25 protein-coding genes are annotated in these 25,588 nt (G+C 67.8%); 19 read left to right on the top strand and 6 right to left on the bottom strand.

What is annotated here, in order from left to right; genetic code table 11:
* The first annotated feature begins 9 nt into the window (after positions 1–9).
* From ACAM58_RS16090 to ACAM58_RS16030, 13 genes are all read left to right on the top strand, one after another.
* Positions 10–1,020 carry a TRAP transporter substrate-binding protein gene (locus ACAM58_RS16090; protein WP_012748424.1) on the top strand — a complete coding sequence of 337 codons (1,011 nt, stop codon included), beginning with the start codon at positions 10–12 and terminating at the stop codon, positions 1,018–1,020.
* Between the two features lie 16 nt (positions 1,021–1,036).
* Complete coding sequence (locus ACAM58_RS16085; RefSeq protein WP_012748423.1) at positions 1,037–1,870, top strand: shikimate dehydrogenase; 834 nt, start codon at positions 1,037–1,039, stop codon at positions 1,868–1,870.
* A 99-nt stretch (positions 1,871–1,969) separates the two neighbouring features.
* Positions 1,970–3,178 carry a 3-carboxy-cis,cis-muconate cycloisomerase gene (pcaB, locus tag ACAM58_RS16080; RefSeq protein ID WP_012748422.1) on the top strand — a complete coding sequence of 403 codons (1,209 nt, stop codon included), beginning with the start codon at positions 1,970–1,972 and terminating at the stop codon, positions 3,176–3,178.
* Complete coding sequence (locus ACAM58_RS16075) at positions 3,178–3,606, top strand: carboxymuconolactone decarboxylase family protein (RefSeq protein ID WP_012748421.1); 429 nt, start codon at positions 3,178–3,180, stop codon at positions 3,604–3,606. Before pcaB ends, ACAM58_RS16075 begins: the two co-directional genes overlap by 1 nt.
* The gene (locus ACAM58_RS16070; RefSeq protein WP_012748420.1) at positions 3,603–4,823 is read left to right on the top strand and encodes a multidrug effflux MFS transporter; all 1,221 of its coding nucleotides are present in this window, start codon (positions 3,603–3,605) and stop codon (positions 4,821–4,823) included. Before ACAM58_RS16075 ends, ACAM58_RS16070 begins: the two co-directional genes overlap by 4 nt.
* Positions 4,820–5,584, top strand: a complete 765-nt coding sequence (locus ACAM58_RS16065; RefSeq protein WP_012748419.1) for an alpha/beta fold hydrolase — start codon at positions 4,820–4,822, stop codon at positions 5,582–5,584. Before ACAM58_RS16070 ends, ACAM58_RS16065 begins: the two co-directional genes overlap by 4 nt.
* 142 nt (positions 5,585–5,726) lie before the next feature.
* Positions 5,727–7,619: a sugar phosphate isomerase/epimerase and 4-hydroxyphenylpyruvate domain-containing protein gene (locus tag ACAM58_RS16060; protein WP_012748418.1), complete on the top strand. Its 1,893-nt coding sequence runs from the start codon at positions 5,727–5,729 to the stop codon at positions 7,617–7,619.
* A 30-nt stretch (positions 7,620–7,649) separates the two neighbouring features.
* Positions 7,650–9,059, top strand: a complete 1,410-nt coding sequence (locus ACAM58_RS16055) for an MFS transporter (RefSeq protein ID WP_012748417.1) — start codon at positions 7,650–7,652, stop codon at positions 9,057–9,059.
* Positions 9,060–9,097: 38 nt separating this feature from the next.
* Positions 9,098–9,781 carry a DsbA family oxidoreductase gene (locus tag ACAM58_RS16050; protein ID WP_012748416.1) on the top strand — a complete coding sequence of 228 codons (684 nt, stop codon included), beginning with the start codon at positions 9,098–9,100 and terminating at the stop codon, positions 9,779–9,781.
* A gap of 122 nt (positions 9,782–9,903) precedes the next feature.
* Complete coding sequence (locus tag ACAM58_RS16045; RefSeq protein WP_012748415.1) at positions 9,904–10,374, top strand: hypothetical protein; 471 nt, start codon at positions 9,904–9,906, stop codon at positions 10,372–10,374.
* 5 nt (positions 10,375–10,379) lie between these two features.
* Positions 10,380–11,981: a DUF1800 domain-containing protein gene (locus ACAM58_RS16040; RefSeq protein ID WP_369663092.1), complete on the top strand. Its 1,602-nt coding sequence runs from the start codon at positions 10,380–10,382 to the stop codon at positions 11,979–11,981.
* 23 nt (positions 11,982–12,004) lie between these two features.
* Positions 12,005–13,216 (top strand): DUF1501 domain-containing protein, encoded by a 1,212-nt coding sequence (locus ACAM58_RS16035; RefSeq protein WP_012748413.1) that lies wholly within the window; start codon positions 12,005–12,007, stop codon positions 13,214–13,216.
* A gap of 55 nt (positions 13,217–13,271) precedes the next feature.
* Positions 13,272–14,018 (top strand): tRNA-uridine aminocarboxypropyltransferase, encoded by a 747-nt coding sequence (locus tag ACAM58_RS16030; RefSeq protein WP_012748412.1) that lies wholly within the window; start codon positions 13,272–13,274, stop codon positions 14,016–14,018.
* Here the strand turns inward: ACAM58_RS16030 and ACAM58_RS16025 are convergent.
* From ACAM58_RS16025 to ACAM58_RS16000, 6 genes are all read right to left on the bottom strand, one after another.
* The gene (locus ACAM58_RS16025) at positions 14,013–14,936 is read right to left on the bottom strand and encodes an NAD(P)-dependent oxidoreductase (RefSeq protein ID WP_369663091.1); all 924 of its coding nucleotides are present in this window, start codon (positions 14,934–14,936) and stop codon (positions 14,013–14,015) included. The two genes, ACAM58_RS16030 and ACAM58_RS16025, sit on opposite strands and share 6 nt — an antisense overlap.
* Positions 14,933–15,931, bottom strand: coding sequence for a transketolase family protein (locus ACAM58_RS16020; RefSeq protein ID WP_012748410.1), 999 nt, complete (start codon positions 15,929–15,931; stop codon positions 14,933–14,935). Before ACAM58_RS16020 ends, ACAM58_RS16025 begins: the two co-directional genes overlap by 4 nt.
* Entirely contained in the window at positions 15,931–16,770 is an 840-nt protein-coding gene (locus tag ACAM58_RS16015; protein ID WP_012748409.1) for a transketolase, read from the bottom strand. Before ACAM58_RS16015 ends, ACAM58_RS16020 begins: the two co-directional genes overlap by 1 nt.
* Positions 16,771–16,862: 92 nt before the next feature.
* Positions 16,863–18,752, bottom strand: a complete 1,890-nt coding sequence (locus ACAM58_RS16010) for a TRAP transporter large permease subunit (RefSeq protein ID WP_012748408.1) — start codon at positions 18,750–18,752, stop codon at positions 16,863–16,865.
* A 31-nt stretch (positions 18,753–18,783) separates the two neighbouring features.
* A complete protein-coding gene (locus ACAM58_RS16005) occupies positions 18,784–19,815 on the bottom strand; it encodes a TRAP transporter substrate-binding protein (protein ID WP_369663090.1) in 1,032 nt (343 codons plus the stop codon).
* Positions 19,816–19,874: 59 nt separating this feature from the next.
* Complete coding sequence (locus ACAM58_RS16000; RefSeq protein ID WP_012748406.1) at positions 19,875–20,624, bottom strand: SDR family NAD(P)-dependent oxidoreductase; 750 nt, start codon at positions 20,622–20,624, stop codon at positions 19,875–19,877.
* A gap of 115 nt (positions 20,625–20,739) precedes the next feature.
* On the opposite strand from ACAM58_RS16000, the gene ACAM58_RS15995 reads away from it, so the two are divergent.
* The 6 genes from ACAM58_RS15995 (at position 20,740) to ACAM58_RS15970 (ending at position 25,587) form a co-directional block, all read left to right on the top strand.
* Entirely contained in the window at positions 20,740–21,624 is an 885-nt protein-coding gene (locus ACAM58_RS15995; protein WP_012748405.1) for a LysR substrate-binding domain-containing protein, read from the top strand.
* Between the two features lie 49 nt (positions 21,625–21,673).
* Positions 21,674–22,357, top strand: a complete 684-nt coding sequence (locus ACAM58_RS15990; protein WP_012748404.1) for a Pr6Pr family membrane protein — start codon at positions 21,674–21,676, stop codon at positions 22,355–22,357.
* A gap of 70 nt (positions 22,358–22,427) precedes the next feature.
* A complete protein-coding gene (locus ACAM58_RS15985) occupies positions 22,428–23,486 on the top strand; it encodes an NAD(P)H-dependent flavin oxidoreductase (protein ID WP_369663089.1) in 1,059 nt (352 codons plus the stop codon).
* Between the two features lie 4 nt (positions 23,487–23,490).
* Positions 23,491–24,168, top strand: coding sequence for an alpha/beta hydrolase (locus ACAM58_RS15980; protein WP_012748402.1), 678 nt, complete (start codon positions 23,491–23,493; stop codon positions 24,166–24,168).
* Positions 24,169–24,295: 127 nt separating this feature from the next.
* Positions 24,296–25,243, top strand: a complete 948-nt coding sequence (locus ACAM58_RS15975; protein WP_012748401.1) for a DUF3014 domain-containing protein — start codon at positions 24,296–24,298, stop codon at positions 25,241–25,243.
* 95 nt (positions 25,244–25,338) lie between these two features.
* Positions 25,339–25,587, top strand: coding sequence for a hypothetical protein (locus tag ACAM58_RS15970; RefSeq protein WP_012748400.1), 249 nt, complete (start codon positions 25,339–25,341; stop codon positions 25,585–25,587).
* Position 25,588 lies beyond the last annotated feature (1 nt).

Genomic DNA, 25,588 nt, shown 5'->3' with positions numbered 1-25,588 from the left:
AGACCATCCATGAAGAAGACCCTCACCCGGGCCCTTTGCCTCGGCATCGCACTGCTGCTGCCCGTGGCCGCCGCCGTTGCGCAGGACATCAAGGAGCGTTCGATCAAGTTCGCGTTCCAGAACCAGGGCGACCATCCGCAGGCCCTGGGCGCGAAGAAGTTCGGCGAACTCGTCGCGCAGAAGTCGGGCAACAAGATGCAGGTCAAGCTGTTCCCGGGCGGCACGCTCGGCGGCGACGTGCAGACCGTGTCGGCCCTCCAGGGCGGCACCATCGAGATGACCGTGCTCAACGCCGGCATCCTCTCCAACCAGGTCAAGGCCTTCGCGGTCTTCGACTTCCCGTTCCTGTTCGCCAATCCGCAGGAAGCCGATGCGGTGACCGACGGGCCTTTCGGCAAGAAGCTGTTCTCGGAACTCGCGGCCAAGAACCTCATCGGCCTGGGCTACTGGGACCTGGGTTTCCGCAACGTGACCAACAGCAAGCGCCCGATCAACAAGGTGGAAGACCTGGCGGGCCTGAAGATCCGCGTGATCCAGTCGCCGATCTACATCGATCTCTTCAATGCGCTGGGCGCCAATGCCACGCCGATGCCCTTTCCTGAGCTCTATCCGGCGCTCGAGCAGAAGGCGGTCGACGGCCAGGAGAACCCGAACACGGTCATCCGCACGTCGAAGTTCGCCGAAGTGCAGAAGCACCTCGCGCTCACGCAGCACGTCTACAACCCGCAGGCGCTGATCGTCGGCAAGAAGCTCTGGGATTCCCTCAGCGATACCGAGAAGAAAATCATGACCGAGGCGGCCGCAGAAGCCACCAGGTTCGAGCGCGAAACGTCGCGCGGGCAGGCGCAAGCCGCGCTGGAGGACCTGAAGAAGGCCGGCATGCAGGTGACCGAATTCAGCCCCGCCGAAATGCAGCGCCTGCGCGACAAGGTCAAGCCGGTGGTGGACAAGCACAGCGCCCTGGTGGGCGAGGCCGTGGTCAAGGAGCTGTACGCCGAAATCGCCAAGGTCCGCAAATAAGGGCGGGCCGATTTCCATGATTTCCGGCAAGACCACCCTCGTCGCGCACCTGGGCTTTCCCACCGAAAGCTTCAAGGCGCCGATGATCTACAACCCCTGGTTCGAGAAGCAGGGCATCGACGCCGTCGTGGTGCCGATGGGCGTGAAGCCCGAGGACTATCCGGCAACCTTCGCCGCGCTGTTCCGGCTCACCAACATCCGCGGTGCGCTGGTGACCATGCCGCACAAGATCACGACCATGGGCCTGGTCGACGAAGTCACGCCAACGGCAAAGATCGCCGGCGCCTGCAACGCGGTGCTCAAGCGCGCCGACGGCACGCTGGTGGGCGACCAGTTCGATGGCGCCGGCTTCGTGCGCGGCGTGCTGCGCAAGGGCTGCGTGCTCGAGGGCGCGCGCGTGCTGGTCTCCGGCAGCGGCGGCGTGGGCTCGGCAATTGCCGCTTCGCTGGCCGCGGCCGGCGTGGCGGAAATCGCGCTCTTCGATGCCTACGCGGCTTCGGCCGAAGCGCTGGCCGGGCGGCTGCGCACGCACTACCCGGCGCTGGCCGTGTCCACCGGCTCGAACGATCCGGCCGGCTTCGACCTCGTCGTCAATGCCACGCCGCTGGGCATGAAGGAGGGCGATCCGCTGCCCTTCGACGTGGACCGCATCGCGGCCTCGACCTTCGTCGGCGAAGTGGTCATGAAGTCCGAATACACGCCGCTGCTGCGTGCCGTCCGCGACAAGGGCTGCGCCGTGCAGGTGGGCACCGACATGCTGTTCGAGATGATTCCCGCGTACCTCGAGTTCTTCGGCTTCGGCACCGCCACGGCCGATGCGCTGCGCGCCGAGGCGAAGATCAGCTACTGAGCGAGTGCAACGCCTGCCCGCTGCCGTGCGGCGCGAGGGAAGACGCGGTGTAATGCGGTTGCGCTCGCTCGATTTTTTTGACGCAAGAACACATTCACCATGAGCATTTTCGAAGGCTTCCTTTCCACGTCCGAGACGCTTTCCGCCTTCAGCGACCACAACTTCGTCGGCGCGATGCTGCGCTTCGAGGCCGCATTGACCCGCGCGCAGGCCGCGCTCGGGCTGGTGCCGGAGACGGCCGCGCATTCGATCGTCGGCAGCTGCAAGGTCGAGCTGTTCGACGTGGCCAAGATCGTGCGCGACAGCGGCCGCGCCGGCAGCGTCGCGATTCCGCTGGTCAAGGCCTTGAAGGAGGCCGTGGGCCTGTTCAATCCCGCCGCCGTGCCCTTCGTGCATTTCGGCAGCACCAGCCAGGACGTGATCGACACCGCAATGGCGCTGGTCACGCGCGAAGGCATCGCGCTGATCGAGGCCGATGTCGACCGCGCCATCGAGGCGCTGCTGCAGCACGCCACGCAGCATGCGGCCACGCCGATCCTTGCGCGCACGCTGATGCAGCCTGCGTCGGTCACGAGCTTCGGCCTCAAGTGCGCCGGCTGGGCCGCGCCGCTGGTGCGCAGCCGGGCCCGCCTGCGGGGCGCCGCGCGCCATGCGCTGAGCGTGCAGCTCGGCGGCGCCGTCGGCACGCTCTCGCAGATGAAGGGGCAGGGCGCGGCCGTCGTGCAGCGCGTGGCGGACGAGCTCGGCCTCGGCAATGCCGGCGCCACCTGGCACACGCAGCGCGACGAATGGGTCGCGCTCGGCTGCGAGCTGGGGCTGCTCACGGGCAGCCTCGGCAAGATCGCGCGCGACATCGCGCTCATGGGCCAGTACGAGGTCGGCGAGGTGGCAGAGCCCACCGAGCCGGGCCGCGGCGGCTCCTCCGCAATGCCGCACAAGCGCAACCCGGTGGCGGCGATGGTGGCACTGGCCGCGGCCCAGCGCGCGCCGCAGCGGGTGGCCGCACTGTTGGCCGCGATGCCGCAGGAACACGAGCGTGCGCTCGGCGGCTGGCAGGCCGAACTGGCCGAATGGCCGCAGCTGCTGATGTCGGCGCACGGCAGCGCGCGTGCGTTGGCCAGTGCGCTGCCCGGCCTGCAGATCGACGCGGCGCGCATGCGCGCCAACATCGACACCCTGCGCGCGGAGCTGCCGCGCGAGGCGGCGGACGAATGGTTCGACCCCGCGCTGGCCGGCCCGGCCGGCGAAACCGCGCTGCGGCAAGTCGCGGCACTGCGCGCCCAACTGATTGCGAAAGACACCCCCTGATGACCGACGAAGCAAGCACCCCACCTTCCAACGACTACGAAGCCGGCCTCGTCAACCGCCGCCGCGTGCTCGGCGACGCCTGGGTCGACAAGTCGCTCGCCAACCGCAACGCGTTCAACGCCGAATTCCAGGAGCTCATCACCCGCCATGCCTGGAACGACATCTGGGGCCGGCCCGCGCTCGGCGACAAGACGCGCCGCTACATGGTGCTGTCGATGATGCTGGGCATCCACGCCTATGAAGAATTCGCGATGCACGTGCGCGCCGCGCTCGACGGCCCGCCCGAATCGCGCCTCACGCCCGAGGACATCAAGGAAGTCATCATGATGGCGGCCATCTACTGCGGCGTGCCGGTGGCGAACCACGCCTTCGGCATTGCGGCCGGCATCTTGCGCGAGAAGGGCTTGCTGGCCGCGGCCGCCCAGTGACCGGGCCGCGCATCCGCAAGGACCGGTTCGAGATCGGCTTCGGCCTGCTGCTGCCGCTGCTGCTCGCAGCGCAGCCCGTGGCCACCGACAGCTACCTGCCCGCGCTGCCCGCCATCGCCAAGGAGCTGGGCTCGGCCAGCACCAGCCTCACGCTCTTTGTGCTGGCCTTCGGTTTTGCACAGTTGCTGTGCGGCCCGCTGGCCGACCGCTTCGGCCGCCGGCCGGTGCTGCTGGCGGGGCTCGGCTGCTACGCGATCGCGGCGCTGGGCGGCGCCTTCGCCGGCAGCGTGGCGGTGCTCGCGGGCTGGCGCACGCTGCAGGGCTTTTCGATGGCGGCCATCCTGGTGTGCGCGCGCGCCGCGGTGCGCGACCTCTATCCCGCGCACGAAGGTCCGCACGTGATGGCGCGCGGGCTCACGGGCCTGGGCGTGGTGGGGCTGCTGGCGCCGCTCCTGGGCGCATGGCTGGTGCAGGGCGCCGGCTGGCGCTGGGTGATGGCGTCGATGGCGCTCTACGCGCTGGTGCTGCTTGCCCTCTGCTGGCGCTCGTTCGCGGAAACGCGGCGGCCGCTGGCGGGCGAGCCTTCGGCGCCGCGCGGCAGCACCCGCGCCGTGTTCGCGAGCCGCAGCTTCCGGGCCTGGGCCTCGGTGGCCGCAACCACCTACGGCGGCCTTTTCTGCTTCCTGCTGCTGTCGCCGATGGTCTACATCGGCTACCTGGGCTGGTCGCCCGCGATGTACGGCTGGATTCCCGCCGGCGGCTCGCTGGTCTACATCTTCAGCACCACGATGTGCCGGCGGCTGCTGCGCCGGTACGGGCCGGTGGGCACCGTGCAGCTGGGCGCCACGCTGAGCATCACGGGCGCGGCGATCCAGGCGCTGGGCTGCTGGCTGGCGCCGCACAGCGCGCTGCCGCTGCTCGCGGGCCACGCGGTCTATTGCCTGGGCCACGGCATCCACCAGCCCTGCGGCCAGGCCGGCGCCGTGGGCGACCTGCCGCACCTTGCGGGGCGGGCCGTGTCGTGGTCGGGTTTCGGCATGATGATGGTGGCGTTCAGCGTCGGGCAGGTGGCCGCGCAGTTCGTCGACACCAATTTTTCGAACGGCGCCTGGCCGATGGTCGTTCCGATGCTGCTCGCGGGCTGCGGGTTGCTGGCCATCGCGTTCCTCTGGCTGCCCCGTCTTCAACATCCGATCAAAGAAAAGGAATCAACATGACCCGTTTGAACGTCGTCCGCGAAGGCAGCGGTCCTTTTGTCGTGCTGAGCCATGCGCTGGGCTGCGACCTGCACATGTGGGACGGCGTGGCCGAGCAGCTTGCGCGCGCCCACACCGTGATCCGCTACGACCACCGCAACCATGGCGGCTCGCAGGTGGTGCCGGGTGCGCTGCGCGTGGAGACGCTGGCGCAGGACGCGGCCGAGCTCATCCAGCGCGAGGCCGGCGGGGAGCCGGTGCACTTCGTCGGCCTGTCGATGGGCGGCATGACCGCGCAGGCGCTGGCGGTGCGCCATCCCGAGCTGCTGCGCAGCGTGGTGATCGCGAATTCGTCGGCCCACTACCCCGACCAGTCGCCCTGGCGCGCGCGCGCCGAGACGGTCGCCGCCAAGGGCGTGGCCGCCATTGCGCCGGGCGCGGTGGCGCGCTGGCTCACGCACGGCTACGTCACCACGCAGGAGGGCAAGGCCGCGGCCGAGGCGCTGCACGACGTGCTGGTGCGCACCGATGCACAGGGCTACATCGAAAGCTGCAACGCGGTGGCCGCCATCGATTTCCGCGACAGCAACCGCCGTATCGCCGTGCCCACGCTGGTGATCGCGGGCCTGCAGGACGAGGCCACGCCGCTGGCGATGTCCGAAGCCATTGCGGCCGCCATTCCCGGCGCGCGCCTGGCCACCATCGACGCGGCGCACCTGAGCGCGGTGGAGCGGCCGGTCGAGTTCACGCAGCTGCTGATCGATTACTGGCGCAGCCTTTGAGAAGTGCGGGCTCCGAGCCCGGGGGACGGCCCTAGGTCTAACCCCTAATCCGTGCGAACAATGCACGCACGCGTCCGATGATCGAACGCTGGGCACATGTGGAGCGTTGTGGGCGGCGGCGGCTGTTCCTACAGTCACCCCCATGCATCGCTCCATTGCCACCGTCTCCCTCAGCGGCACGCTTCGCCAGAAGCTCGAAGCCGTTTCGGCCGCAGGCTTCGACGGCATCGAGCTGTTCGAGGCCGACTTCGTCAACTTCAAGGGCAGCGCCGCCGAGCTGGGCCGCATCGCCTCGGACCTCGGCCTCTCGATCGACCTGTACCAGCCGTTCCGCGATTTCGAGGGCATGCCCGAGGCGCAGTTCCGCCGCAGCCTGGAGCGCGCCGAGCGCAAGTTCGACCTGATGGAGGCCATGGGCGCGCCGCTGATGCTGTGCTGCTCCAACACCTCGCCGCCCTCGGTGAACGACCCGGCGCTGGCCGCCGCGCAGCTGCACGAGCTCGCGGAACGCGCCGCGCGCCGCAACCTTCGCGTGGGCTTCGAGGCGCTGGCCTGGGGCCGCCACACCTCGCTGTACGGCCAGGCCTGGAACATCGTGAAGCAGGCCGACCACCCGCACCTTGGTTTGATCCTCGACAGCTTCCACACGCTGTCGCTGAAGGACGATGCCACGGGCATTGCCGCCATTCCGGGCGACAAGATCTTCTTCCTGCAGATGGCCGACGCGCCGCTGCTGTCGATGGACGTGCTGCAGTGGGCGCGCCACCACCGCTCGTTCCCGGGGCAGGGCGATCTCGACGTGATCGGCTTCTTCGAGCAGGTGCTGCGCGCGGGCTACACCGGCGCGCTGTCGCTGGAAATCTTCAACGACCTGTTCCGCGAAACGCCCAACCGGCGCACCGCGGTGGACGCCATGCGCTCGCTGCTGTACCTCGAAAGCGAGGCGCGGCAGCGGCTGGCTTCCGCTGCCGATGCGCCGGCACTGAAGCCGCAGGTCGAGCTGTTCAGCCCGCCGCCCGTGCCGGCGCTCTCGGGCCTGTCGTTCATCGAATTCGCGGCCGACGAGGCCTCGGCCGGCACGCTCGGCGCGCTGCTGGAGCAGCTCGGCTTCCGCCGCGTCGGCCGGCACCGCTCCAAGGCCGTGGCGCTGTACCGCCAGGGCGAAATCAACCTGATCGTCAATGCGCAGCCGGATTCGTTCGCGCGCAGCCGCTTCGAGGCGCACGGCACCTCGGTGTGCGCGCTGGGCGTGCGTTGCGCCGATCCGCAGGCCGCGGTCGAGCGCGCCACTGCCATGCGCTCGCAGCGCCACGACAGCCCGGTCGGCCCGAACGAATTGCGCGTGCCGGCCATCGTGGCGCCGGGCGGCAACCTGATCCACTTCGTGCCCGAGGCCCTGGGCACCAACGGCCTGTACGAGGCCGACTTCATCCTCGAGCAAGACGCCGCGGCCGATGTCCGCGGCGCCGGGCTCGCGCAGGTCGACCACGTGGCGCTCGGCCTTGCGCTCGACCAGCTCGACACCTGGGTGCTGTTCACGCGCGCCGTGCTGGGGCTGGAGCCCGGCGAAAGCCTGGAGCTGGCCGACCCCTTCGGCCTGATCCGCAGCCGCGGCGTGGCCAACGCCGATCGCAGCGTGCGGCTGGTGCTCAACGTGTCGCTGAGCCAGCGCACCCGCACCGCGCGCACGCTGAGCCTGACCGGCGGCGGCGCGGTGCACCACATTGCGCTGCGCTGCGACGACATCTTCGAGAGCGTGGCGCGGCTGCGCGCCGCGGGCACGCGCTTCGTGCCCATTTCGGACAACTACTACGACGACCTGGCCACGCGCATCGACCTGGACCCTGTGCTGCTCGCAAAGCTGCGCGCCGCGGGCGTGCTGTTCGACCGCTCCCCCACGGGCGACTACCTGCACATCTACACCGAGAACATCGAAGGCGGACTCTTCTTCGAACTGGCACAGCGCACCGCGGGCTACGACGCCTACGGCGCGCTCAACGCACCCGCGCGCATGGCATCGCAGGCGCAGCAATAAAGATTCTTTTCGTCAACCCGGAGACAAACCATGGCAACCATCACGGCCCACGAGCCGAAAGGCAAGCACCAGTCGAAGAAGGCCACCGCGAGCGGCTGGATCGGCTCGGCGCTGGAGTACTACGACTTCTTCATCTACGCCACTGCGGCGGCGCTGATCTTTCCGCAGATCTTCTTTCCCAAGGGCGACCCGCAGATCGCGATCATCGCGTCGCTCGCGACCTACGGCGTGGGCTACGTCGCACGGCCGATCGGTGCGCTGCTGCTGGGCCACTGGGGCGACACGCACGGCCGCAAGACGGTGCTCATTTTGTGCATGTTCCTGATGGGCTTTTCCACCGTCGCCGTCGGCCTGCTGCCCACCTACGACCAGGTCGGCCTGTGGGCGCCCGCGCTGCTGGTGCTGCTGCGCCTGATCCAGGGCTTTGCGGTGGCTGGCGAGATCTCGGGCGCGAGCTCGATGATCCTAGAGCACGCGCCGTTCGGACGCCGCGGCTTCTTCGCGAGCTTCACGCTGCAGGGCGTGCAGGCCGGCCAGATCATGGCGGCCGCGGTGTTCCTGCCGCTCGCGCACTACATGGACAAGGACGCTTTCAACGCCTGGGGCTGGCGCATTCCGTTCCTGCTGAGCTTCATCGTCATCGTGGCCGGCTACATCATCCGCAGGGAAGTGGAGGAGACCCCCGCCTTTGCCGAAGTCGAGAAGAGCGCGCAGGTGCCGAAGGCGCCCGTCATCCAAGCCGTGACCGAGAGCTGGGGCGACATGCTGCGCGTGCTGCTGTGCTCGCTGATGAACGTGATCCCGGTGGTCGCGACCATCTTCGGCGCCGCCTACGCGGTGCAGCCGGGCTACGGCATCAACTTCGAGAAGGACATCTACCTCTGGATTCCGGTGATGGGCAACATCCTGGCCGTGATCGTGATCCCGTTCGTCGGCAACCTGTCGGACAAGGTCGGGCGCCGCCTGCCGATCGCCGTGGGTGCCATCGGTTCGGGCCTGCTGTCGTTCGGCTACCTGTATGCCATCAGCATCCACAACGTGCCGCTGGCCATCGTGATGTCGCTGCTGATGTGGGGCGTGGTCTACCAGGGCTACAACGCCGTGTTCCCGAGCTTCTATCCGGAGATGTTCCCCACGCGCACCCGCGTCTCGGGCATGGCGATCTCGCAGAACATCGGCACCGCGATCACCGCGCTGCTGCCCGCGCTGTTCGTGGCGGTCGCGCCTCCCGGCGCCGCCAACATCCCGCTGACCGTCGGCGCCATCACGCTGGCGATCTGCGCCATTGCCGCGGTCTCGGCCCTGAGCGCACGCGAAACCTACCGCGTGCACATGAACGACCTGGGCAAGCCCGATGCGGTGCCGGTCGACAAGCTCGAGTACGACCGGCTGCGCGAAGAGACGCTCGCCACCGCACGCATCGCCAAGGCAGCGGCCTGAAGACCTTGCGCGCACCAAGGGCGTCGGCGCGATGAAGAATGGCGGGCATGACCTCCCATCTCAAGATCGATTTCGTTTCCGATGTCTCCTGCCCCTGGTGCGCCGTCGGCCTGGGTTCGCTCGAGGCGGCGCTGCGGCGCGTCGCGCCCGGCATCACGGCGGAGCTGCACTTCCAGCCTTTCGAGCTGAACCCGCAGATGCCGCCCGAAGGCCAGGACACCTTCGAGCACCTGAGCCAGAAATACGGCTCCACGCGTGAACAGCAGGCAGAGTCGCGCGAGATGATCCGCCAGCGCGGGGCCGAGGTGGGCTTCGAGTTCAGCCCCGAGGGCCGGCCGCGCATCTACAACACCTTCGACGCCCACCGCCTGCTGCACTGGGCCGAGCTCGAAAGCCCGGCCAGGCAGGCGGCACTCAAGAAGCTGCTCTTGAAGGCCTACTTCACCGACCGCCAGAACCCCTCCGACCACGAGGTGCTGGTGCGCCTGGCCGCCGAGGCCGGGCTCGATGCGGCACGGGCCCGCGAGATTCTGGCTAGCGACGAATTCGCCCGCGAAACCCGCGAGCGCGAACGCATGTACACCGACGCCGGCATCCATTCGGTGCCCGCGATCATCATCAACGACCAGCACCTGATCTCGGGCGGCCAGCCGGTCGAGGTGTTCGAGCGCGCCTTGCGCCAGATTGCCGGCGCTGCACCTGCCAGCGTGGCGGTTGCCTGACTTAGCTGGAGCTTAGGCACTGCCTTGCACGGCGCTGCGAAGGTAAAGTGCGTCAACGCGGAGCGGGGCACGGCGGTTGAGGAAGCGTCCTTGAACCGCCGTCACTCACAGGAGCTCCGAAGATGAAGAAGAAAAGCCTCATCGCCGCACTCGTTCTCATGGCCGCGGCCTCGCTGCCCGCATTGGCCGACGAATACGGCAAGCACCCGTTCTACCTGCACGCCCTGTCCGACCTGCGCATGGCCGCCTGGAAGGTGGAGCACCGCCGCCCCGAAGACGGGAACGTCTCGCGCGACGAGCAGGTGGTGCTCGACGAGATCCACGCCGCCATCGGCGAGCTGCAGCACGCGGCATGGCTCGACGGCAAGCCCGTCGAATGGCGCGAGCCCACCGATGCGTGGCTGCCGCGCCAGGGCCGCCTGCATGCGGCGGTCGACCTGCTGCGCAAGGTGCGCTCCGACGTGGCGCGCGAAGAAGACGACCCGCGCTCGCGGCCATACCAGCAGCGCGGCCTGGCGCACGTCGACGTGGCGCTCGGCACCGCGCAGCACGCCATTGGCGACGTGCGCCGCCACGACCTGCGCACGGAGTGAATGCGGTGGCGGCCGCCGCTTCGCCGTGGTTGTTGTTCTCCCCGCGCCGCGTGCCGAGGGCGCTGGGCGCATGCGCGCTGGCCCTGCTCGCGGCCTGCGCGGGCGCGCCGGGGAACCATCGGCCGCTGGTGTCGGTGTCCCTGCCTTCTGCACCCATGAACGAAGCCGCGCGGCTGCGCTGGCTCGACCGCGTGGGCTGGGGTGCCAATGCGAGCAGCGAGGCGCAGCTGGCGCGGCGCGGCCTGCCGCTGTGGATGCGCGACCAGCTCAATCCGCGGCCCGCGCCGCTGCCGCCGGCCGCGCAGGCGCAGATCGATGCCATGGCCGTTTCGCGCACGCCGCTCGACCAGCTCGTCACCGGACTCGACGCGCAGCGCAAGGCCGCCGACGCGCTGCCCGACGAAGACCAGAAGAAGGCCGCGCGCCAGGCCTACCAGCGGCAGCTCAACGAGCTGGCGCGCGAGGCGCAGCAGCGCTTCGTGCTGCGCGCTCTCTATTCGCCCAACCAACTGCAGGAGCAGATGACGTGGTTCTGGATGAACCACTTCAACGTCAACCTGCGCAAGGACAACATCCGCGCGATGGTGGGCGACTACGAAGAGAACGCCATCCGCCCGCATGCGCTCGGCAGCTTCCGCGACCTGCTCGGCGCCACGCTGCACCACCCCGCGATGCTGCGCTACCTCGACAACGCGCAGAACGCCGCCAACCGCATCAACGAGAACTACGCGCGCGAGCTGATGGAGCTGCACACGATGGGCGTGGGCGGCGGCTATTCGCAAGCCGACGTGCAGGAGCTGGCGCGCGTGCTCACCGGCGTGGGCGTGAGCTACCAGCCGCTCGATGCGCCGCCGCCCAACGTGCGGCCGGCCCTGCGCGCCGACTATGTGCGCCGGGGCCTGTTCGAGTTCAACCCCAACCGGCACGACTACGGGCCGAAGACGCTGCTGGGCCAGCCGATCCAGAGCCGCGGGTTGGCCGAGGCCGACGAGGCGCTCGACCGCCTGGCGCGCGCGCCGGCCACCGCGCGCTTCATCTCGCGCAAGCTCGCCGTGTACTTCGTCTCCGACGATCCGCCGCAGGCCTTGGTCGAACGCATGGCGGCGGCCTTCACGCGCAGCGACGGCGACATCGCCCTCACGCTCAAGGCGATGTTCGAGTCGCCCGAATTCGCCGCCTCGCTCGGGCGCAAGTTCCGCGACCCGGTGCACTACGTGATCGCCGGCGTGCGGCTCGCGTACGACGACCGCGTGGTGACGAACGTGGGCCCGCTGCTCGGCTGGATCAACCGCATGGGCGAGCCGCTGTACGGCCACGAGACGCCCGACGGCTATCCGCTCAACGAAGCCGCCTGGGCCAGCGCGGGGCAGATGAACACGCGCTTCGAGATCGCGCGCGCCATCGGTGCGAATGGCGCCGTGCTGTTCCGCACGGACGACAAGGCGCCGCTGGAGAAACCCGCATTCCCGCCACTGGCCGATTCGCACGCGGTGCGCGCCATGCAGGCGGGGCTGGGCGCGGACACGCGCGAGGCGCTGGTGCAGGCGAGGAACCCGCAGGAGTGGAACACCTTTCTGCTGGCGTCGCCGGAACTGATGCGCCGCTGATGACGAGGAAAGGACACACCGCCATGCAACGCCGAGAACTGCTCAAGCTCATGGCCGCCGTTCCGTTCGCGGGCGCCGCCGGCCGGCTGATGGCCGCGCCCGCGGCCGAAGGCGCCAAGCTGCTGGTGGTGTTTCTGCGCGGCGCCTACGACTGCGCCAGCCTGCTCGTGCCCACGGACAGCGACTTCTACTACGCCTCGCGCCCCAACATCGCCATTGCCCGGCCCGGCATGCCCGGCGGCGCGCTGCCGCTGGACGGCAGCTGGGGCCTGCACCCCGCGCTGGCACAAAGCCTGATGCCGATGTTCGAGCAGAAGCAGGCTTCCTTCATCGCCTTCGCCGGCACCGACGACCTCACGCGCAGCCACTTCGAGACGCAGGACTCGATCGAGCTGGGCCAGGCGCTCGACAAGCGCCGCGACTATGGCTCGGGCTTTCTCAACCGCCTGGCCTCCGTGCTCGGTGCCGGGCCGCTGGCCGGCGTGTCGCCCATGGCGTTCACCAACCAGCTGCCGATCGCGATGCGCGGCAGCGCCAAGGCCGCCAACATGGCGCTCGCGGGCAGCGCGCGTCCCTCGATCGATGCACGCCAGAGCGAGGTGATTTCGGCGATGTACCGCAACACGGCGCTGGCACAGCCGGTGGCCGAGGGCTTCCAGGTGCGCGACGACGTGGTGCGCGCCATGCAGGCCGAGATGGACGCGGCCAGCCGCAACGCCATGACGGCCAAGGGCTTCGAACTCGTCGCGCGCCGCATGGCGCGGCTCATGCGCGAGCGCTTCGACCTCGGCTTTGTCGACGTCGGCGGCTGGGACACGCACGTGGGGCAGGGCGGCGCCACCGGCTACCTTGCCAACCGCTTCGAGGAACTGGGCCGCGGCGTGGCCGGCTTCGCAGAGGAGATGGGCGACGACGCCTGGCGCCAGACCGTGGTCGTGGTCATCAGCGAGTTCGGCCGCACCTTCCGCGAGAACGGCAACCGCGGCACCGACCACGGGCACGGCAGCGTGTACTGGGTGCTCGGCGGCGGACTCTCGGCGCAGGCCGGCGGGCGCATCGTGGGCGAGCAGCAGGAAGTGGCGCAGGCCACGCTGTTCCAGAACCGCGACTACCCGGTGCTCAACGAATACCGCGCGGTGTTCGGCGGGCTGTTCAGGCGCATGTACGGCCTTTCGCCGGCACAGCTCGCGCGGGTGTTCGACGGGGTGGCGCCGAAGGATCTGCAGTTGATCTAGCCCGCCCAGCGCATTCCTGCACACCGGGCGTCCAGGAGCCGCCGAGAATCGGTGCATGCCCCACGCCGTCTCCCTCCTTCGCGCCGCGCGCCTGGCGCGCAGCGCCAAACCCGTTCTCGCCCGTGGCGGCTTCAAGCGCGAGCGCTGCGCGGGCTGCCGCCTGGTGCCCAGCCATTGCATGTGCGCCGTGCGTCCTTCGGTGGCAACGCGCGCGGGGGTGTGCCTGCTCATGGCCGACATCGAGCCGCTCAAGCCCACCAACACCGGGTGGCTGGTCGCCGACGTGGTGGCCGATACCTTCGCCTTCGGCTGGGCCCGCACCGAGACCGATCCCGCGCTGCTGGCGCTGCTGGAGGATCCGCAATGGCAGCCCTACGTGGTGTTCCCGGGGCAATATGCGGAGCCTGAGCGCGTGGTCCTGGCCGTTCCGGCGCCGGGAACGGACGGCAGTGGCAGCGCGAAACGCCCGCTCTTCATCCTGTTCGACGCGACATGGGCCGAGGCGCGCAAGATGTTCCGCAGAAGCCCTTATCTCGACCGGCTGCCGGTCCTGAGCCTGCAGCCGGAGCGGATCACGCAATACAGGCTGCGCAACTCCGGCCGCGACGACCACTTCTGCACCAGCGAGGTGGCCGCGATGTGCATGAGCCTGGCGGGCGAGCCTGTTGCCGAAGAGACGCTGGATGCCTACCTCGCGGTGTTCACGCACCACTATCTGCATGCGAAGAACCAGCAGCCCGTTGCCTGGGACGATGCGGCGCACCGGCGGCTGCGCGAGGTGGCCGGCCTGCGGCCGTCATGACTTCGTGGCGACTTCGTAGGCTGTTGTCACGGCGGAGTCGTCTTGCGCACCAAGTCCCCGCGCCGCGGTGCCGAGAAAGGCGAGGTATGCAGCATGTGCGAGCGCGGCAGGAAATCGCGATTCGCGCGTCGCGTCGAGCACCAGGGACATGTCCTTGACGAAGATATCGACCGCCGACGTAATGTCGTCGAACTTGCCCGCGATCATCCTGGGGCCCCGGTCCGCGAGCATCCAGGACCCGGCCGCTCCGCTGCAGAGAATCTCCAGCGTGAGATCCAGCGGCAGCCCCTGGCGCCTTGCGAGTGCGAGCGCTTCTCCCGCCGCAGCCAGATGGACGCCGCAGAGCAGCTGGTTGAGAATTTTCATCTGCGCACCGCAGCCAGCCGCGCCCAGGTAGTGCACGCGGGTGCCGAAGGTCTCGAGCACAGGACGCGCAAGCTCGAAGGCCTCGCGCTTTCCGGAACCCATGATTGTCAGTTGTCCGCGTTCCGCGCCGACGGCGCCCCCCGTGACCGGCGCATCGACCAGCCAGATCGAGTGCTGCGCCAGCCGCCCTTCAAGCGCACGAACATAGCCTGGATCCATGGTGCTGCAAGTGATGAACACGGTTCCGGCCGCCAGCTTCCCGACCAGGCCGTTGTCGCCAAAGAGCACGGTTTCGGTCTGCCGCGAATTGACGACGAAGCACACCACCACGCTGACCTGGCCGGCCATCTCGGCAAGCGAGCTTGCTGGAATGCCGCCTTGCGCTTGCAGCCACTCGAGTGCTTCGGGACGTACGTCGCAACCCACCACGTCGAAGCCCTTTGCAATCAGGTTGCCGACGGCGCCGCGGCCCATCGCGCCCAGCCCGATGAACCCCACCTTCTTCCTGGCAGTCGTGTCTATGCAGGGAGACTGTTTGGCCGCCGGGCTCATACCCAGCCCTTGATCTGCCGGCTCATCATCTGCGCCGAGATGCCGTAGCGGTCATGCAGTGTCGGCAGGGCGCCCGCGTCGAGGAACGCATCGGGCAAGCCGATCTGGCGATAGGCCGTCGAGACTCCCGAGCGCATCAGGAGGCCCGCCACCGCCTCGCCAAGGCCGCCGATCACCGAATGGTTCTCCGCCACCACGACCAGCCGGCCCAGCCGCCGGACTTCGGCAAGGATCGTTGCCTCATCCAGCGGCTTGATCGTGGGCACGTGCAGCACGGCAATATCGACGCCGTCATTCCTGAGTTGCTCGGCGACCTCGAGCGAGCGCATCGTCATGAAGCCGCTGGCGATCACCAGTACGCTTTTTCCGTCGCGAATCAGCTTGGCCTTGCCGAGTTCGAACTTGTAGTCGTACTCGTCCAATACGCGCGGCACATTGCCGCGCGGCAACCGCATATAGACGGGGCCCTGATGGTCGGCCATCTGGGGTACGGCCTGCTCGATATCGAGCGCGTCGCAAGGGTCGATGATCGTCAGGCCCGGGATGCCGCGCATCAATGCCAGGTCTTCGGTGGCCTGGTGGCTCGGTCCATAGCCGGTGGTCAGCCCCGGCAGCGCGCAGCACATCTTGACGTTGAGGTTCTCTTCCGCAATCACCTGATGCACGAAGTCGTAGGCCCGGCGGGTGCCGAAGACGGCGTACGTCGTCGCAAAGGGAATGAATCCTTCCTTGGCCATGCCACCCGCGGCCGCCATCAGCAACTGCTCGGCCATGCCCATCTGGAAGAACCGCTCGGGATACTCCTTCGCGAACAGGTGCAGGTCGGTGTACTTGGCAAGGTCGGCCGTCATCCCGACGATCTCCGGACGGCTGCGGCCCAACTCGACCAGGGCTTTGCCGAACGGCGCCGCTGTCACGCGCTGGCCTTCGCTGGCGATGGAGGCGATCATCGCGGAGGTCGTGAGCCTCGGCTTCTTTTCGGTGGTGGTACTCATCACAGGGCTCCTTCGGATTGCGCGCTGTCGACATGGGCGATGGCTTGCTGCCATTCCGGCGGGTCGACGCGGATGAAATGGTTCTTGTCCCGCGTCTCGAGGAAGGGGACGCCCCGTCCCATCAATGTGTCGAACAAGATGACGCGCGGCTTTTCTTCCTTCAGTGCGCGCGCGGCATCGAAGGCAGCCATGACGGCCGGCAGGTCGTTGCCATCGACGCGCTGCACGTGCCAGCCGAACGCTTCCCATTTGGCGGCGAGCGGCTCGAAGCCCATGATCTTTCCGGACGGGCCATCGGCCTGCTGGTTGTTGATATCGACCAGGCAGATCAGGTTGGGCAGGCGGTGGTGCGCGGCGCCCATCGCAGCCTCCCAGGTCGATCCCTCGTCCAGTTCTCCGTCCGACATCGAGTTGTAGACGAAGGCCGGGTTGTTCTTCAGACGCAGCCCCAGCGCCATGCCGACGGCAATCGGAAGGCCTTGCCCGAGCGAGCCGCCGGACATTTCCATGCCCGGCGTGTAGGTGGCCATGCCGGACATCGGCAGCCGGCTGTCGTCGCTGCCGTAGGTTTCGAGCTCTTCCTCGGGAATGATCCCGGCCTCGATCAGTGCCGCGTAGAAGGCAATCGCATAGTGGCCGTGGGACAGGAGGAAGCGGTCGCGGCCTTCCCACTTCGGCTCCTCCGGCCTGTACGCCAGCGCGTGCTTGTAGGCCACCGCAAGGACGTCGGCCCACCCGAGCGCCTGGCCGATATAGCCCTGTCCTTGCACTTCGCCCATGCGCAGTGCGTAGGCGCGAATGCGGCGGGCGCTTTGTTGAAGCGTTGATAAGTCAGACACGGAAATCTCCTGGAAAAAGTGTGTAGAAAAGGTGGGGCGCGACGATCGCGAGAGGCGGCCGCCCGGGCGGTCCGTGTTCCTGCGTGCGCATGTCAGAGGAATCCGATCGAGATCCAGGGAATTGCGGCCACGGCCACCGTTCCGATGAACAAGGCGACCATGTAGCCGACGATCGGCTTCATGCCCTCGTTCGGATGGATCCGGCTGATGGCGCAGGCCGCGTAGTACCCGACGCCGAACGGCGGTGCGAAGAGGCCGATGCCCATCGCGAGGGTCACGACCATCGCGTAGTGCACTTCGTGGATGCCGACCTGGCGCGCAATGGGAAACAGCAGAGGACCCAACAGCACGATGGCCGGGATGCCCTCCAGCACCGATCCGAGAATGATGAAGGCAACAACCGATACCGCCATGAAGGTGATGGCGCCGCCCGGCAGCGCCTTCATCGTGTCCGCCAGCGCGCTCGAGAATCCCGATTGAGTCAGCGCCCAGGCCATGCCGGTGGCAGCACCGATGATGAACAGGATCGAGCCGGAAAGCGACGCAGTGCTGACCAGCATCGGATAGATCCGCTTCCAGTCGAACTGGCGGTACACAAGAAGTCCGGCGATCACCGCGTAGACGATGCCGATGGTGGACACTTCCGTCGCCGTTGCAACGCCCTCGACCACCGCTGCGCGGATGACGACGGGCAGCGCAAGGGCAGGGATCGAGATCAGGAACGACCTGGCGATCTCGCGGCCGCTCGCCTTGCGCACGCCCGACAGGTCCTCGCCCCGATAGCGCCACCACACGAGTGCGGCCAAGGTCGCGCCGACCACCACTCCGGGCAGCAGGCCGCCCGTGAAGAGGGCCGCAATCGAGACACCCGTCGCGGAACCGATCGTGATCAGCACCAGTGAGGGCGGAATCGTTTCGGTTTGCGCGCCGGTTGCGGAGAGCAATGCGACCAGATCGCCAGGCTTCGCGCCCCGCTTGCGCATCTCGGGGAAGAGTGCCGGTGCCACGGCCGCCATGTCGGCAGCCTTGGATCCCGAAATGCCCGAGACCAGATACATCGCGCCGATCAGCACATAAGAGAGCCCGCCGCGCACGTGTCCCAGCAGGCTGCCCAGGAAGCTGACCATGGCGCGCGCGATCCCGGTCATCTCGATGAGCAGGCCGAGCAGGACGAACAGCGGAACCGCGAGCAGGATGAGATGGCTCATGCCTTCGTCCATCCGGCCCACGACCACCACCGTTGGCGTGGCGGTCGTCAGCGCGATGTAGCCAAAGGTCGCCAGTCCGAACGAGAACGCGATCGGCAGGCCCAGCAGCACCATGGCACCCACGCCGAACACGAAGAAGAGGAGGAGATTCCAGTTGCCCAGCGGCACCAGCAGGGGTCCGGCCAGTGCCATTCCTCCAATGACCACGGCGACCAGGCCCAGCGCCAGGCACGCATCCTTCCATCGGCCGATGCGCAGGATCTGGATGACGCCGACCAGCAGCATCAGTCCGAGGCCGACCGGCAGCGCCGATGCCCGCCAGGAGTTGGGGATGCCCATGGCCGGCGTCGTGACGAAGACCTCGTCCTGCGCGAACTCGTAGGCAGGGTGAACGACAAATGCAAGGAAGGCAATGGCCGCAGCGATGGCGATCAGGTCCAGGAAGGCCCGTTTGCGCGAATCGAGCTTGCCCACGATCGCCGTCATGCGCATGTGCTCGCCGCGCTGGAACGCAACGATCGAGCCGAGCATCGCCAGCCAGAGGAAGAGGATCGAAGCCAGTTCGTCAGACCACACCAGCGGCTCGTGAAACACGTAGCGGCTGGTCACGCCGGCAAGAAGCACAACGACCTCGGCCAGCACCAGCAGCGCGGCCGGGATCTCAACCAGCATGGCCAGCGCCTTGTTCAAGGTCTCGAGCCATGCGAGCGGTCCGCGCCGGTCCGGCGCAGCCATGCTCCCGGCAGCGCCGGGCTCGTCACTAGGGATGTTCATGGTTTTCTTTCACGCGGCGGACGGCGGTCGATCAGCCGAGCTTGCCGGAGACTTTCTCCAGGAGATCCCAAGGCGCAGCGCCGTACTTCGACTTCCATTCGCCGTAGAAGCCCGTGCTCGCCAGCTTGTTGCGGAAGTCTTCCTGCTGCACGTCGATGAAGCCGACGCCCTTGGCCTTGAGGTCGGACACCAGGCTGCTGCTGAGCCTGGCAACGTCGGCCCGCTGATCGATGGCGGACTTGTCGATCTCTCGCGTGATGACCTGCTGGACGTCCGATGGCAGCTTCTGGAATGCGCGCTTGTTGCCAAGAACCCAGTAGCCGTCCCAGACATGGCCGGTCAGGCTGCAGGTCTTCTGGACTTCGTAGAGCCGCGCGGTCGAGATGATGGCGAGCGGATTCTCCTGGCCTTCCACCACCTTGGTCTGCAAGGCGGTGTAGACCTCGTTGAAGTTGATCGGCGATGGAGCGGCGTCCAGCGCCTTGAACAGCGAGGTCAGCGGAGGTGCGGGAGGCACCCGCACCTTGAAGCCCTTCAGGTCGGCTGCGGACTTGATCTCGCGCCCGGACGATGTGACGTGGCGGAAGCCGTTGTCCCAGATCCGCGAGACGGTGAAGATGGGTGTCTTCGCGATCTCGGCTCGAATGTGGTTGCCCAGGTCGCCGTCCATCGCCTTCCAGACATCGTCGTAGCCCTTGAAGGCAAAGCCCACGCTCGTGATGCCCGAGACAGGCACGAAGGTCGACAGGATCAGCGAGGAGAGATTGAAGAACTCGACCGAGCCGTTTCGCACTTGCGCCAGCAGGTCCGTGTCGCTGCCCAATTGATTGGCCGGAAAGAGCTTGATGTTGACCCGGCCCGAGGTGGCTTCCCGGATGCGGTCATGCGCTTCCTTGGCGCGCAAGTTGACCGGGTGGGTCGGATCCTGTCCGGTGGCGTACTTGAGTTCGAACTCGGCAGCATCCGCGCGGCGCGTGACGATCGAAAACAGGGGCAGCGCTGCGCCTGCGGCCAGCAGTAGGCGGCGATTGAGTTTCGCGGGGATGGGCTTGGGCTCGGTCATGGTTGTCGTCTCCTGGTTGTAGAAATGAAAAGGGATCGCTGGCTCAGGGGCGCAGGGGCTCAATGGATCAACATGCCGCCATTCACGTCGAGCGTGATCCCCGTGCAGTACAGCGACAGATCGCTGGCAAGGAAGACGCAGGCGCCGGCGATGTCGTTGGCGCGGCCCAGCCGGCCGAGCGGAATGGTCTCGGCGATCTCGGCCTTTTTCTCTTCGGTGAGCCTGCCCTTGATGATGTCGGTGCCGATCAGGCCGGGCGTGATGCTGTTGATCCGGATGCCTTCGGGGCCGAACTCCCGCGCCATGGCGCGTGCCAGGCCAAGCACGCCGGCCTTGGCCGCCGAGTAGTGCGGACCGCCCAGGATGCCCCCGCCGCGCTGCGCGGAAACCGACGAGATGCAGACGATCGATCCGCCGCCCTGTTGCTGCATGGAAGGCAGAACCGCCTGCGACATGTACAGCGTGCCCCGCAGGCTGACGTCGAGGATGCGGTCATAGTCCGCACCGCTGATCTCGAGCGTCTTGACCGGCTGTGTGATGCCTGCGTTGTTGACCAGCGTGTCGATGCGGCCGAATGCCTTCAGCACAGTCGCGGCGGCGGCATCGCAAGAGGCCTTGTCGGTCACGTCGGCAACGATTCCAAGATGCGCGGGGCCGAGTTGCGCGGCCGCCGCCGCAGGGGCGGCGCGCTCCAGGTCGAGCACCGCGACACGGGCGCCATGGGCCGCCATCAGGCGCGCCGTGGCGAACCCGAGGCCGTTGACGCCGGCGCCGCCGGTAATGACGACGATCTTGTCCTTGAGCAGCATCGATTTGTCTCCAGAGTGGTGTGGTTGGCGATGGTCGTCGGACCAATGCATGACGACAAGCGATGTGTTTTCAGCCTAAGATGACAGTTTGTCATCTAACGACCGGGTTGACCCTATGTCCACACTGCCCGCCGTGACCAACCTGCAGGCCTTCGAAGCGGTGGCACGAAGAAGAAGCTTTGCCCTTGCGGCGTCGGAACTCCACCTCACTGCTTCGGCGATCAGCCATCAGGTGTCGCGCCTCGAAGCGCATCTCGGTGTGCGGCTGTTCGAGCGCAGCGCCCACGGCGTGCGGCTCAGCGCCGCGGGCGACATGTACTTGTCGAAAGTTGGCGGCGCGTTGCTGGCCATCGCATCGGCAACCGACGATCTGCGCCAAGGCGTGAGCAACAGCCTGTATGTGCACTCGGCGCCCAGCATTGCGAGCCTTTGGCTGATGTCGCGGCTGCGTGGCTTTGCGCAGGCTTACCCGGACATTTCGCTGAACCTGTCGGCCGCGCACACAACCAGCGATTTCGCCCTGGGCCAGGCCGACATCGACATCCGCTATGGAATACCGAACTGGCCCGACCTGGTGGTAGAACCCCTGTTCGAGGAGCGCATCGTGCCGCTCGCGAGTCCTGCATTCATCCGGCAGCACGGCTTGAAGCGCATCGAACAGCTCGGCGGCGTGAAGCTGATCCAGAGCAACGTCAGCGTGGTGCAGTGGTCGGACTGGTTCGGACAGTTCAGCGACAAGCGGGCGCCCGACAGGTTTGCCATTCGTTTCGATCGGGCGCAGATGTCGCTCGATGCAGCCACCCAAGGCCTGGGCGTTGCGCTTGAAAGTGCGACGATTGCCGCAAGGCACATTGCCGAGCGCAAGCTCAGGCCCGTGTTCGGCCTTGATCAGGCGATCAAGGTCAAGGCGCACTTTGCGGTGTATCCACCACGGCACGCCAAGCGGTCATCGGTCGCGGCCTTCCTGCAATGGATCCATGCCGAAGCGGCAAGAAATTGAAAGCATTCACTTCGGCATACTCTCGATGCGCCAAGCTTTGGAGGTTCACATGCCGCCACAACCGGATATCGCCAAGACCGCACCGCAAGCCGCCTGGGGCCCCATTGCGCTCGCGCGCTTTCTGCACGGCGTGGTGGCGCTGGCCGCGGCCGGGGGAATCGGCCTCGAGCTGAGCGCGGCGATCAGTGGCGGCCCCGGCATCGCGCCCACGCATCTGGAGCGCTTCGTTCGGCTGTTCAGCTACTTCACCATCGATTCGAACCTGCTCGTCGGCGGCGTCTGCGCGCTGCTCGCCTTTCGTCCCGCGCACGACGGGCGGCTGTTCCGGGTGCTGCGGCTCACGGCGGTGCTCTGCATCGCGGTCACGGGCATCGTGTTCCACACGGTGCTCACGGGGCTGCGCGAGCTCACGCCCTCGGGGCAGCTTGCCAACTTCCTGCTTCACACGGTGACGCCGGTGTTCACGGTGCTCGGCTGGGCCCTGGTCGGACCGCGGCCGCGCACCGACCGCGGCACCGTCGGGCGGGCCGTGCTGCTGCCGCTCGCATGGATCGTCTACACCTTCGTGCGCGGTGCGTTCGTGAGCTGGTACCCGTATCCGTTCATGGACGTGGGCCAACTCGGGTTTGCACGCGCAGCGCTCAATTCGGCGGCCGTCGCGGCTGTCTTCATCGCGATGGCCATCGGCCTGCGCCTGCTGGAGAAGCGGCTTCCCGCAGCGCCTGCCGGCTGAACGCAGGGCTTTGGGCTTCGCCGCAAAATAGGCGCTGGCGCGCACGGCGCATCCAGAAGGAACATCCGACATGACCACTCCCTTGCAGCAACTCCTCGGCACCGATCTGCCGCTGATCCAGGCACCCATGGCGGGCGTGCAGGGCAGCGCCATGGCCATTGCGGTCAGCAACGCCGGCGGCCTCGGCTCGCTGCCCTGCGCCATGCTGGGCCCCGACACCATGCGCAGCGAGCTCGCCGCAATCCGGGCCGGCACCGGCAAGCCCTTCAACGTCAACTTCTTCTGCCACACGCCGCCGGAGCCGAGCGCCGAGCGCGAGGCGGCATGGCGCAGCGCGCTGGCACCGTACTACACCGAGTTCGGCATCGATGCTGCGAGCATCCCCACCGGCCCCGGGCGCAACCCGTTCAGTGCCGACGTGGCCACTGTGCTGGCAGAGTTCCGCCCGGAGGTGGTGAGCTTTCATTTCGGGCTGCCTTCGGAGGCGCTGATGGCGCAGGTGCACGGCTGGGGTGCGAAGGTGCTGGCCTCGGCCACCACGGTCGAGGAGGCGCGGTGGCTCGAAGCGCGTGGCGTGGATGCGGTCATCGCGCAAGGGCTGGAGGCCGGCGGGCATCGCGGCCATTTCCTGTCGCACGACCTGACGAGGCAGCTCGGCACCTTTGCGCTGCTGCCGCAGCTGGTGCATGCCGTGAAGGTGCCGGTGATCGCGGCCGGCGGCATTGCCGATGCAGCAGGCGTGGCCGCGGCCATGGCGCTGGGCGCTGCGGGCGTGCAGGTCGGCACCGCCTATCTGCTGGCGCCGGAGGCGACCACCAGCGCCGCGCACCGCGCGGCGCTCAAGAGCCAGGCCGCGCGCCACACGGCGCTGACCAATCTCTTCACGGGCCGCCCCGCGCGCGGCATCGTGAACCGCGTGATGCGCGAGCTGGGGCCGATCGGTGCGGCGGCGCCCGAGTTTCCGCTGGCCACCTCGGGCATTGCGCCCTTGCGCGCCAAGGCCGAGGCGCAGGGCAGCGGCGATTTTTCTCCGCTGTGGTCGGGGCAGAATGCCACCGGCTGCCGCGAGCTGCCGGCCGCCGAGATCACGCGCGCCTTGGCGCAAGGTTTTCAATCTCTTACGGCCTGACTTCATGACGCAACTCCACCTGCCTTTCAAGTTTCTCGAGCAGGCCGCAGGGCCGAACGTGCGCGAGCCCTGGCTGCTGGTGCTGATGCACGGCGTCGGCAGCAACGAGCAGGACCTGTTCGGCCTTGCGCGGCTCATGCCGCCGCAGTTTCACGTGCTGAGCCTGCGCGCGCCGTATGTGCTGTCGCCCGATGCGTACGCGTGGTTCGAGTTCGAGGTGCTGCCTGATGGCGAGCGGCGCATCAACGAGGAGCAGGAGCGCGAAAGCCGCTTCCTGGTGGGCGAGATGGTGGCCTCGGCGTCGCAGCAGCTCGGCGTGCCGCCTGAGCGCGTGGTGGTCGGCGGCTTCAGCCAGGGCGGCATCATGGCGCTGTCGCTGCTGCTGACACAGCCCGCGAAAGTTCGCGCCGCAATGGTGTGGCACGGCCGGCTGCTGCAACAGGCGGCGGCGCACATCGCGGCGCCCGAGGCTTTCGAGGGCAAGGCACTGTGGGTGAGCCACGGCAGCGCCGACAACGTGATTCCGCCAAGCGCCGCAGAGGCGTCGCGCGAACTCGCGCGCGGCCTGCCGCTGGCCCTGTCGGGGGCCGATTTTCCGGGCGGCCACGAGATCCGCCCGGCCGAGCTGCAGGGCGCACTGGCGTGGCTGCAGTCGCTCGGCTCGGCGGCGGGCGCCTCCTAGCGGGCGAACTTTCGCGCCGGGAGCGCGTCACAGGGCGTTACGGGATGACGCCGCGGCGGGGTGCCGATCTGGTGCACCATAGCCGCTCGTCTCCCATTGCAATCCTCCAAAAAAGGAAACCGCAGACATGTCCGACCGAGACATCCCCGAAATTCCCGACGTGCGCGATCCGCACGATGCGCCCGCGTACAGGCCGCGGCGCGAGACCTCGACCGGAACCATCGTCGTCATCGTGCTGCTGGCGATCGCCGCCGGATTCCTGGGCTGGCGCTGGTACCAGCAGCAGCAGCAACCGCCGCTGCCGGTCGAACCGCCGGTGGCCGCCGCCCCCAACGACGGGCTTGCGCCCGCACCGCCGCCGCCCTCGCTGCCCGAATCCCCGGAGCCCCAGAACCCGATCGACGCGATCGCGCTGCCCGCTTCGGGGCTGCCCAAGCTCGCCGATTCCGATACGCGCGTGATGAAGGCGCTGGTCGACCTGATGGGCAGCAAGAACGTGGCGGACTTCCTGCAGTTCGAAGGCATCGTGCGCCGCTTCGTGGCCACGGTCGACAACCTCGCGCGCGAGCAGTCGCCCGCGAGCACCTGGCCGGTGCAGCCGACGAAGCAGCGCTTCACCACCCAGGGCAAGGGCGAGGCGCAGACCATCGCACCCGGCAATGCCGCTCGCTACACCCCCATCGTGCAGCTTGCCGAGTCGATCAATCCGGCCAAGGCGGCCAAGACCTACGCCCAGCTCTATCCGCTGTTTCAGAAAGCCTATGAGGACCTCGGCTATCCGGGGCGCTACTTCAATGACCGGCTCATCGCCGTGATCGACCATCTGCTGCAGGCGCCCGAGCCCGCCGGCCCAGTGCCGGTTCGCCTCGTCGAGGTGAAGGGCAACGTGTCTTCGCAGCGGCCATGGGTGCGCTACGAATACGCCGATCCGCAGCTCGAGTCGCTCTCGTCAGGCCAGAAGATCATGGTGCGCATGGGGCTGGAGAACGAGCGCAGGATGAAGGCCAGCCTGCGAGGCTTCCGCGAGCAGATCGCCACCGGCGAGATGCTGAAGAAGAAGCAGCAGCAGCGCTGACCCGGTGGCGCGCCGCCGTGTAGGCGCGGGCCGATTGCATGCGGCGCGGATGCCGGGGATGATTCGCGGGATCCCCAGATTTCGAGGACACCCGTATGAACCTGATGAGCGTCGACCTCTACCAGAGTGCCACCGATCCCGAGAAATTCCTGGCGCTTCCCGCGGGCACCGACCCCGCCGAACTCATGGGACCGATGACCTTCGACCGCGATTTCGCGCATGTCAGGTGCTACAAGGAAGGCTTCGAATTCGATCCGTCCCAAAGCTACGCGGGCGTCAACGCCGCGAAGATCGCGGCGGACATCCTCACCGTGAAATGGGCGATGTACCGCCGCGAAGCCTGAG

The organism is Variovorax sp. V116 (genome assembly GCF_041154435.1).
GTDB lineage: Bacteria > Pseudomonadota > Gammaproteobacteria > Burkholderiales > Burkholderiaceae_C > Variovorax > Variovorax paradoxus.
The sequence above is the reverse complement of the archived record's forward strand: the minus strand, read 5'-3'. Positions and strand labels throughout refer to the sequence as shown.

What these genes read in the sequence shown, in the direction of transcription:
- ACAM58_RS16085 (WP_012748423.1), top strand. Translation starts at nt 1,037, where the DNA reads ATGATTTCCGGCAAGACCACCCTCGTCGCGCACCTGGGCTTTCCCACC.
- ACAM58_RS16055 (WP_012748417.1), top strand. Translation starts at nt 7,650, where the DNA reads ATGGCAACCATCACGGCCCACGAGCCGAAAGGCAAGCACCAGTCGAAG.
- ACAM58_RS16010 (WP_012748408.1), bottom strand. Translation starts at nt 18,752, where the DNA reads ATGAACATCCCTAGTGACGAGCCCGGCGCTGCCGGGAGCATGGCTGCG.
- ACAM58_RS16050 (WP_012748416.1), top strand. Translation starts at nt 9,098, where the DNA reads ATGGCGGGCATGACCTCCCATCTCAAGATCGATTTCGTTTCCGATGTC.
- ACAM58_RS16020 (WP_012748410.1), bottom strand. Translation starts at nt 15,931, where the DNA reads ATGAGTACCACCACCGAAAAGAAGCCGAGGCTCACGACCTCCGCGATG.
- ACAM58_RS15975 (WP_012748401.1), top strand. Translation starts at nt 24,296, where the DNA reads ATGTCCGACCGAGACATCCCCGAAATTCCCGACGTGCGCGATCCGCAC.
- ACAM58_RS16090 (WP_012748424.1), top strand. Translation starts at nt 10, where the DNA reads ATGAAGAAGACCCTCACCCGGGCCCTTTGCCTCGGCATCGCACTGCTG.
- ACAM58_RS16000 (WP_012748406.1), bottom strand. Translation starts at nt 20,624, where the DNA reads ATGCTGCTCAAGGACAAGATCGTCGTCATTACCGGCGGCGCCGGCGTC.
- ACAM58_RS16065 (WP_012748419.1), top strand. Translation starts at nt 4,820, where the DNA reads ATGACCCGTTTGAACGTCGTCCGCGAAGGCAGCGGTCCTTTTGTCGTG.
- pcaB (WP_012748422.1), top strand. Translation starts at nt 1,970, where the DNA reads ATGAGCATTTTCGAAGGCTTCCTTTCCACGTCCGAGACGCTTTCCGCC.
- ACAM58_RS15995 (WP_012748405.1), top strand. Translation starts at nt 20,740, where the DNA reads ATGTCCACACTGCCCGCCGTGACCAACCTGCAGGCCTTCGAAGCGGTG.
- ACAM58_RS16035 (WP_012748413.1), top strand. Translation starts at nt 12,005, where the DNA reads ATGCAACGCCGAGAACTGCTCAAGCTCATGGCCGCCGTTCCGTTCGCG.
- ACAM58_RS15970 (WP_012748400.1), top strand. Translation starts at nt 25,339, where the DNA reads ATGAACCTGATGAGCGTCGACCTCTACCAGAGTGCCACCGATCCCGAG.
- ACAM58_RS16060 (WP_012748418.1), top strand. Translation starts at nt 5,727, where the DNA reads ATGCATCGCTCCATTGCCACCGTCTCCCTCAGCGGCACGCTTCGCCAG.
- ACAM58_RS15980 (WP_012748402.1), top strand. Translation starts at nt 23,491, where the DNA reads ATGACGCAACTCCACCTGCCTTTCAAGTTTCTCGAGCAGGCCGCAGGG.
- ACAM58_RS16075 (WP_012748421.1), top strand. Translation starts at nt 3,178, where the DNA reads ATGACCGACGAAGCAAGCACCCCACCTTCCAACGACTACGAAGCCGGC.
- ACAM58_RS16005 (WP_369663090.1), bottom strand. Translation starts at nt 19,815, where the DNA reads ATGACCGAGCCCAAGCCCATCCCCGCGAAACTCAATCGCCGCCTACTG.
- ACAM58_RS16030 (WP_012748412.1), top strand. Translation starts at nt 13,272, where the DNA reads ATGCCCCACGCCGTCTCCCTCCTTCGCGCCGCGCGCCTGGCGCGCAGC.
- ACAM58_RS15990 (WP_012748404.1), top strand. Translation starts at nt 21,674, where the DNA reads ATGCCGCCACAACCGGATATCGCCAAGACCGCACCGCAAGCCGCCTGG.
- ACAM58_RS16045 (WP_012748415.1), top strand. Translation starts at nt 9,904, where the DNA reads ATGAAGAAGAAAAGCCTCATCGCCGCACTCGTTCTCATGGCCGCGGCC.
- ACAM58_RS16025 (WP_369663091.1), bottom strand. Translation starts at nt 14,936, where the DNA reads ATGAGCCCGGCGGCCAAACAGTCTCCCTGCATAGACACGACTGCCAGG.
- ACAM58_RS15985 (WP_369663089.1), top strand. Translation starts at nt 22,428, where the DNA reads ATGACCACTCCCTTGCAGCAACTCCTCGGCACCGATCTGCCGCTGATC.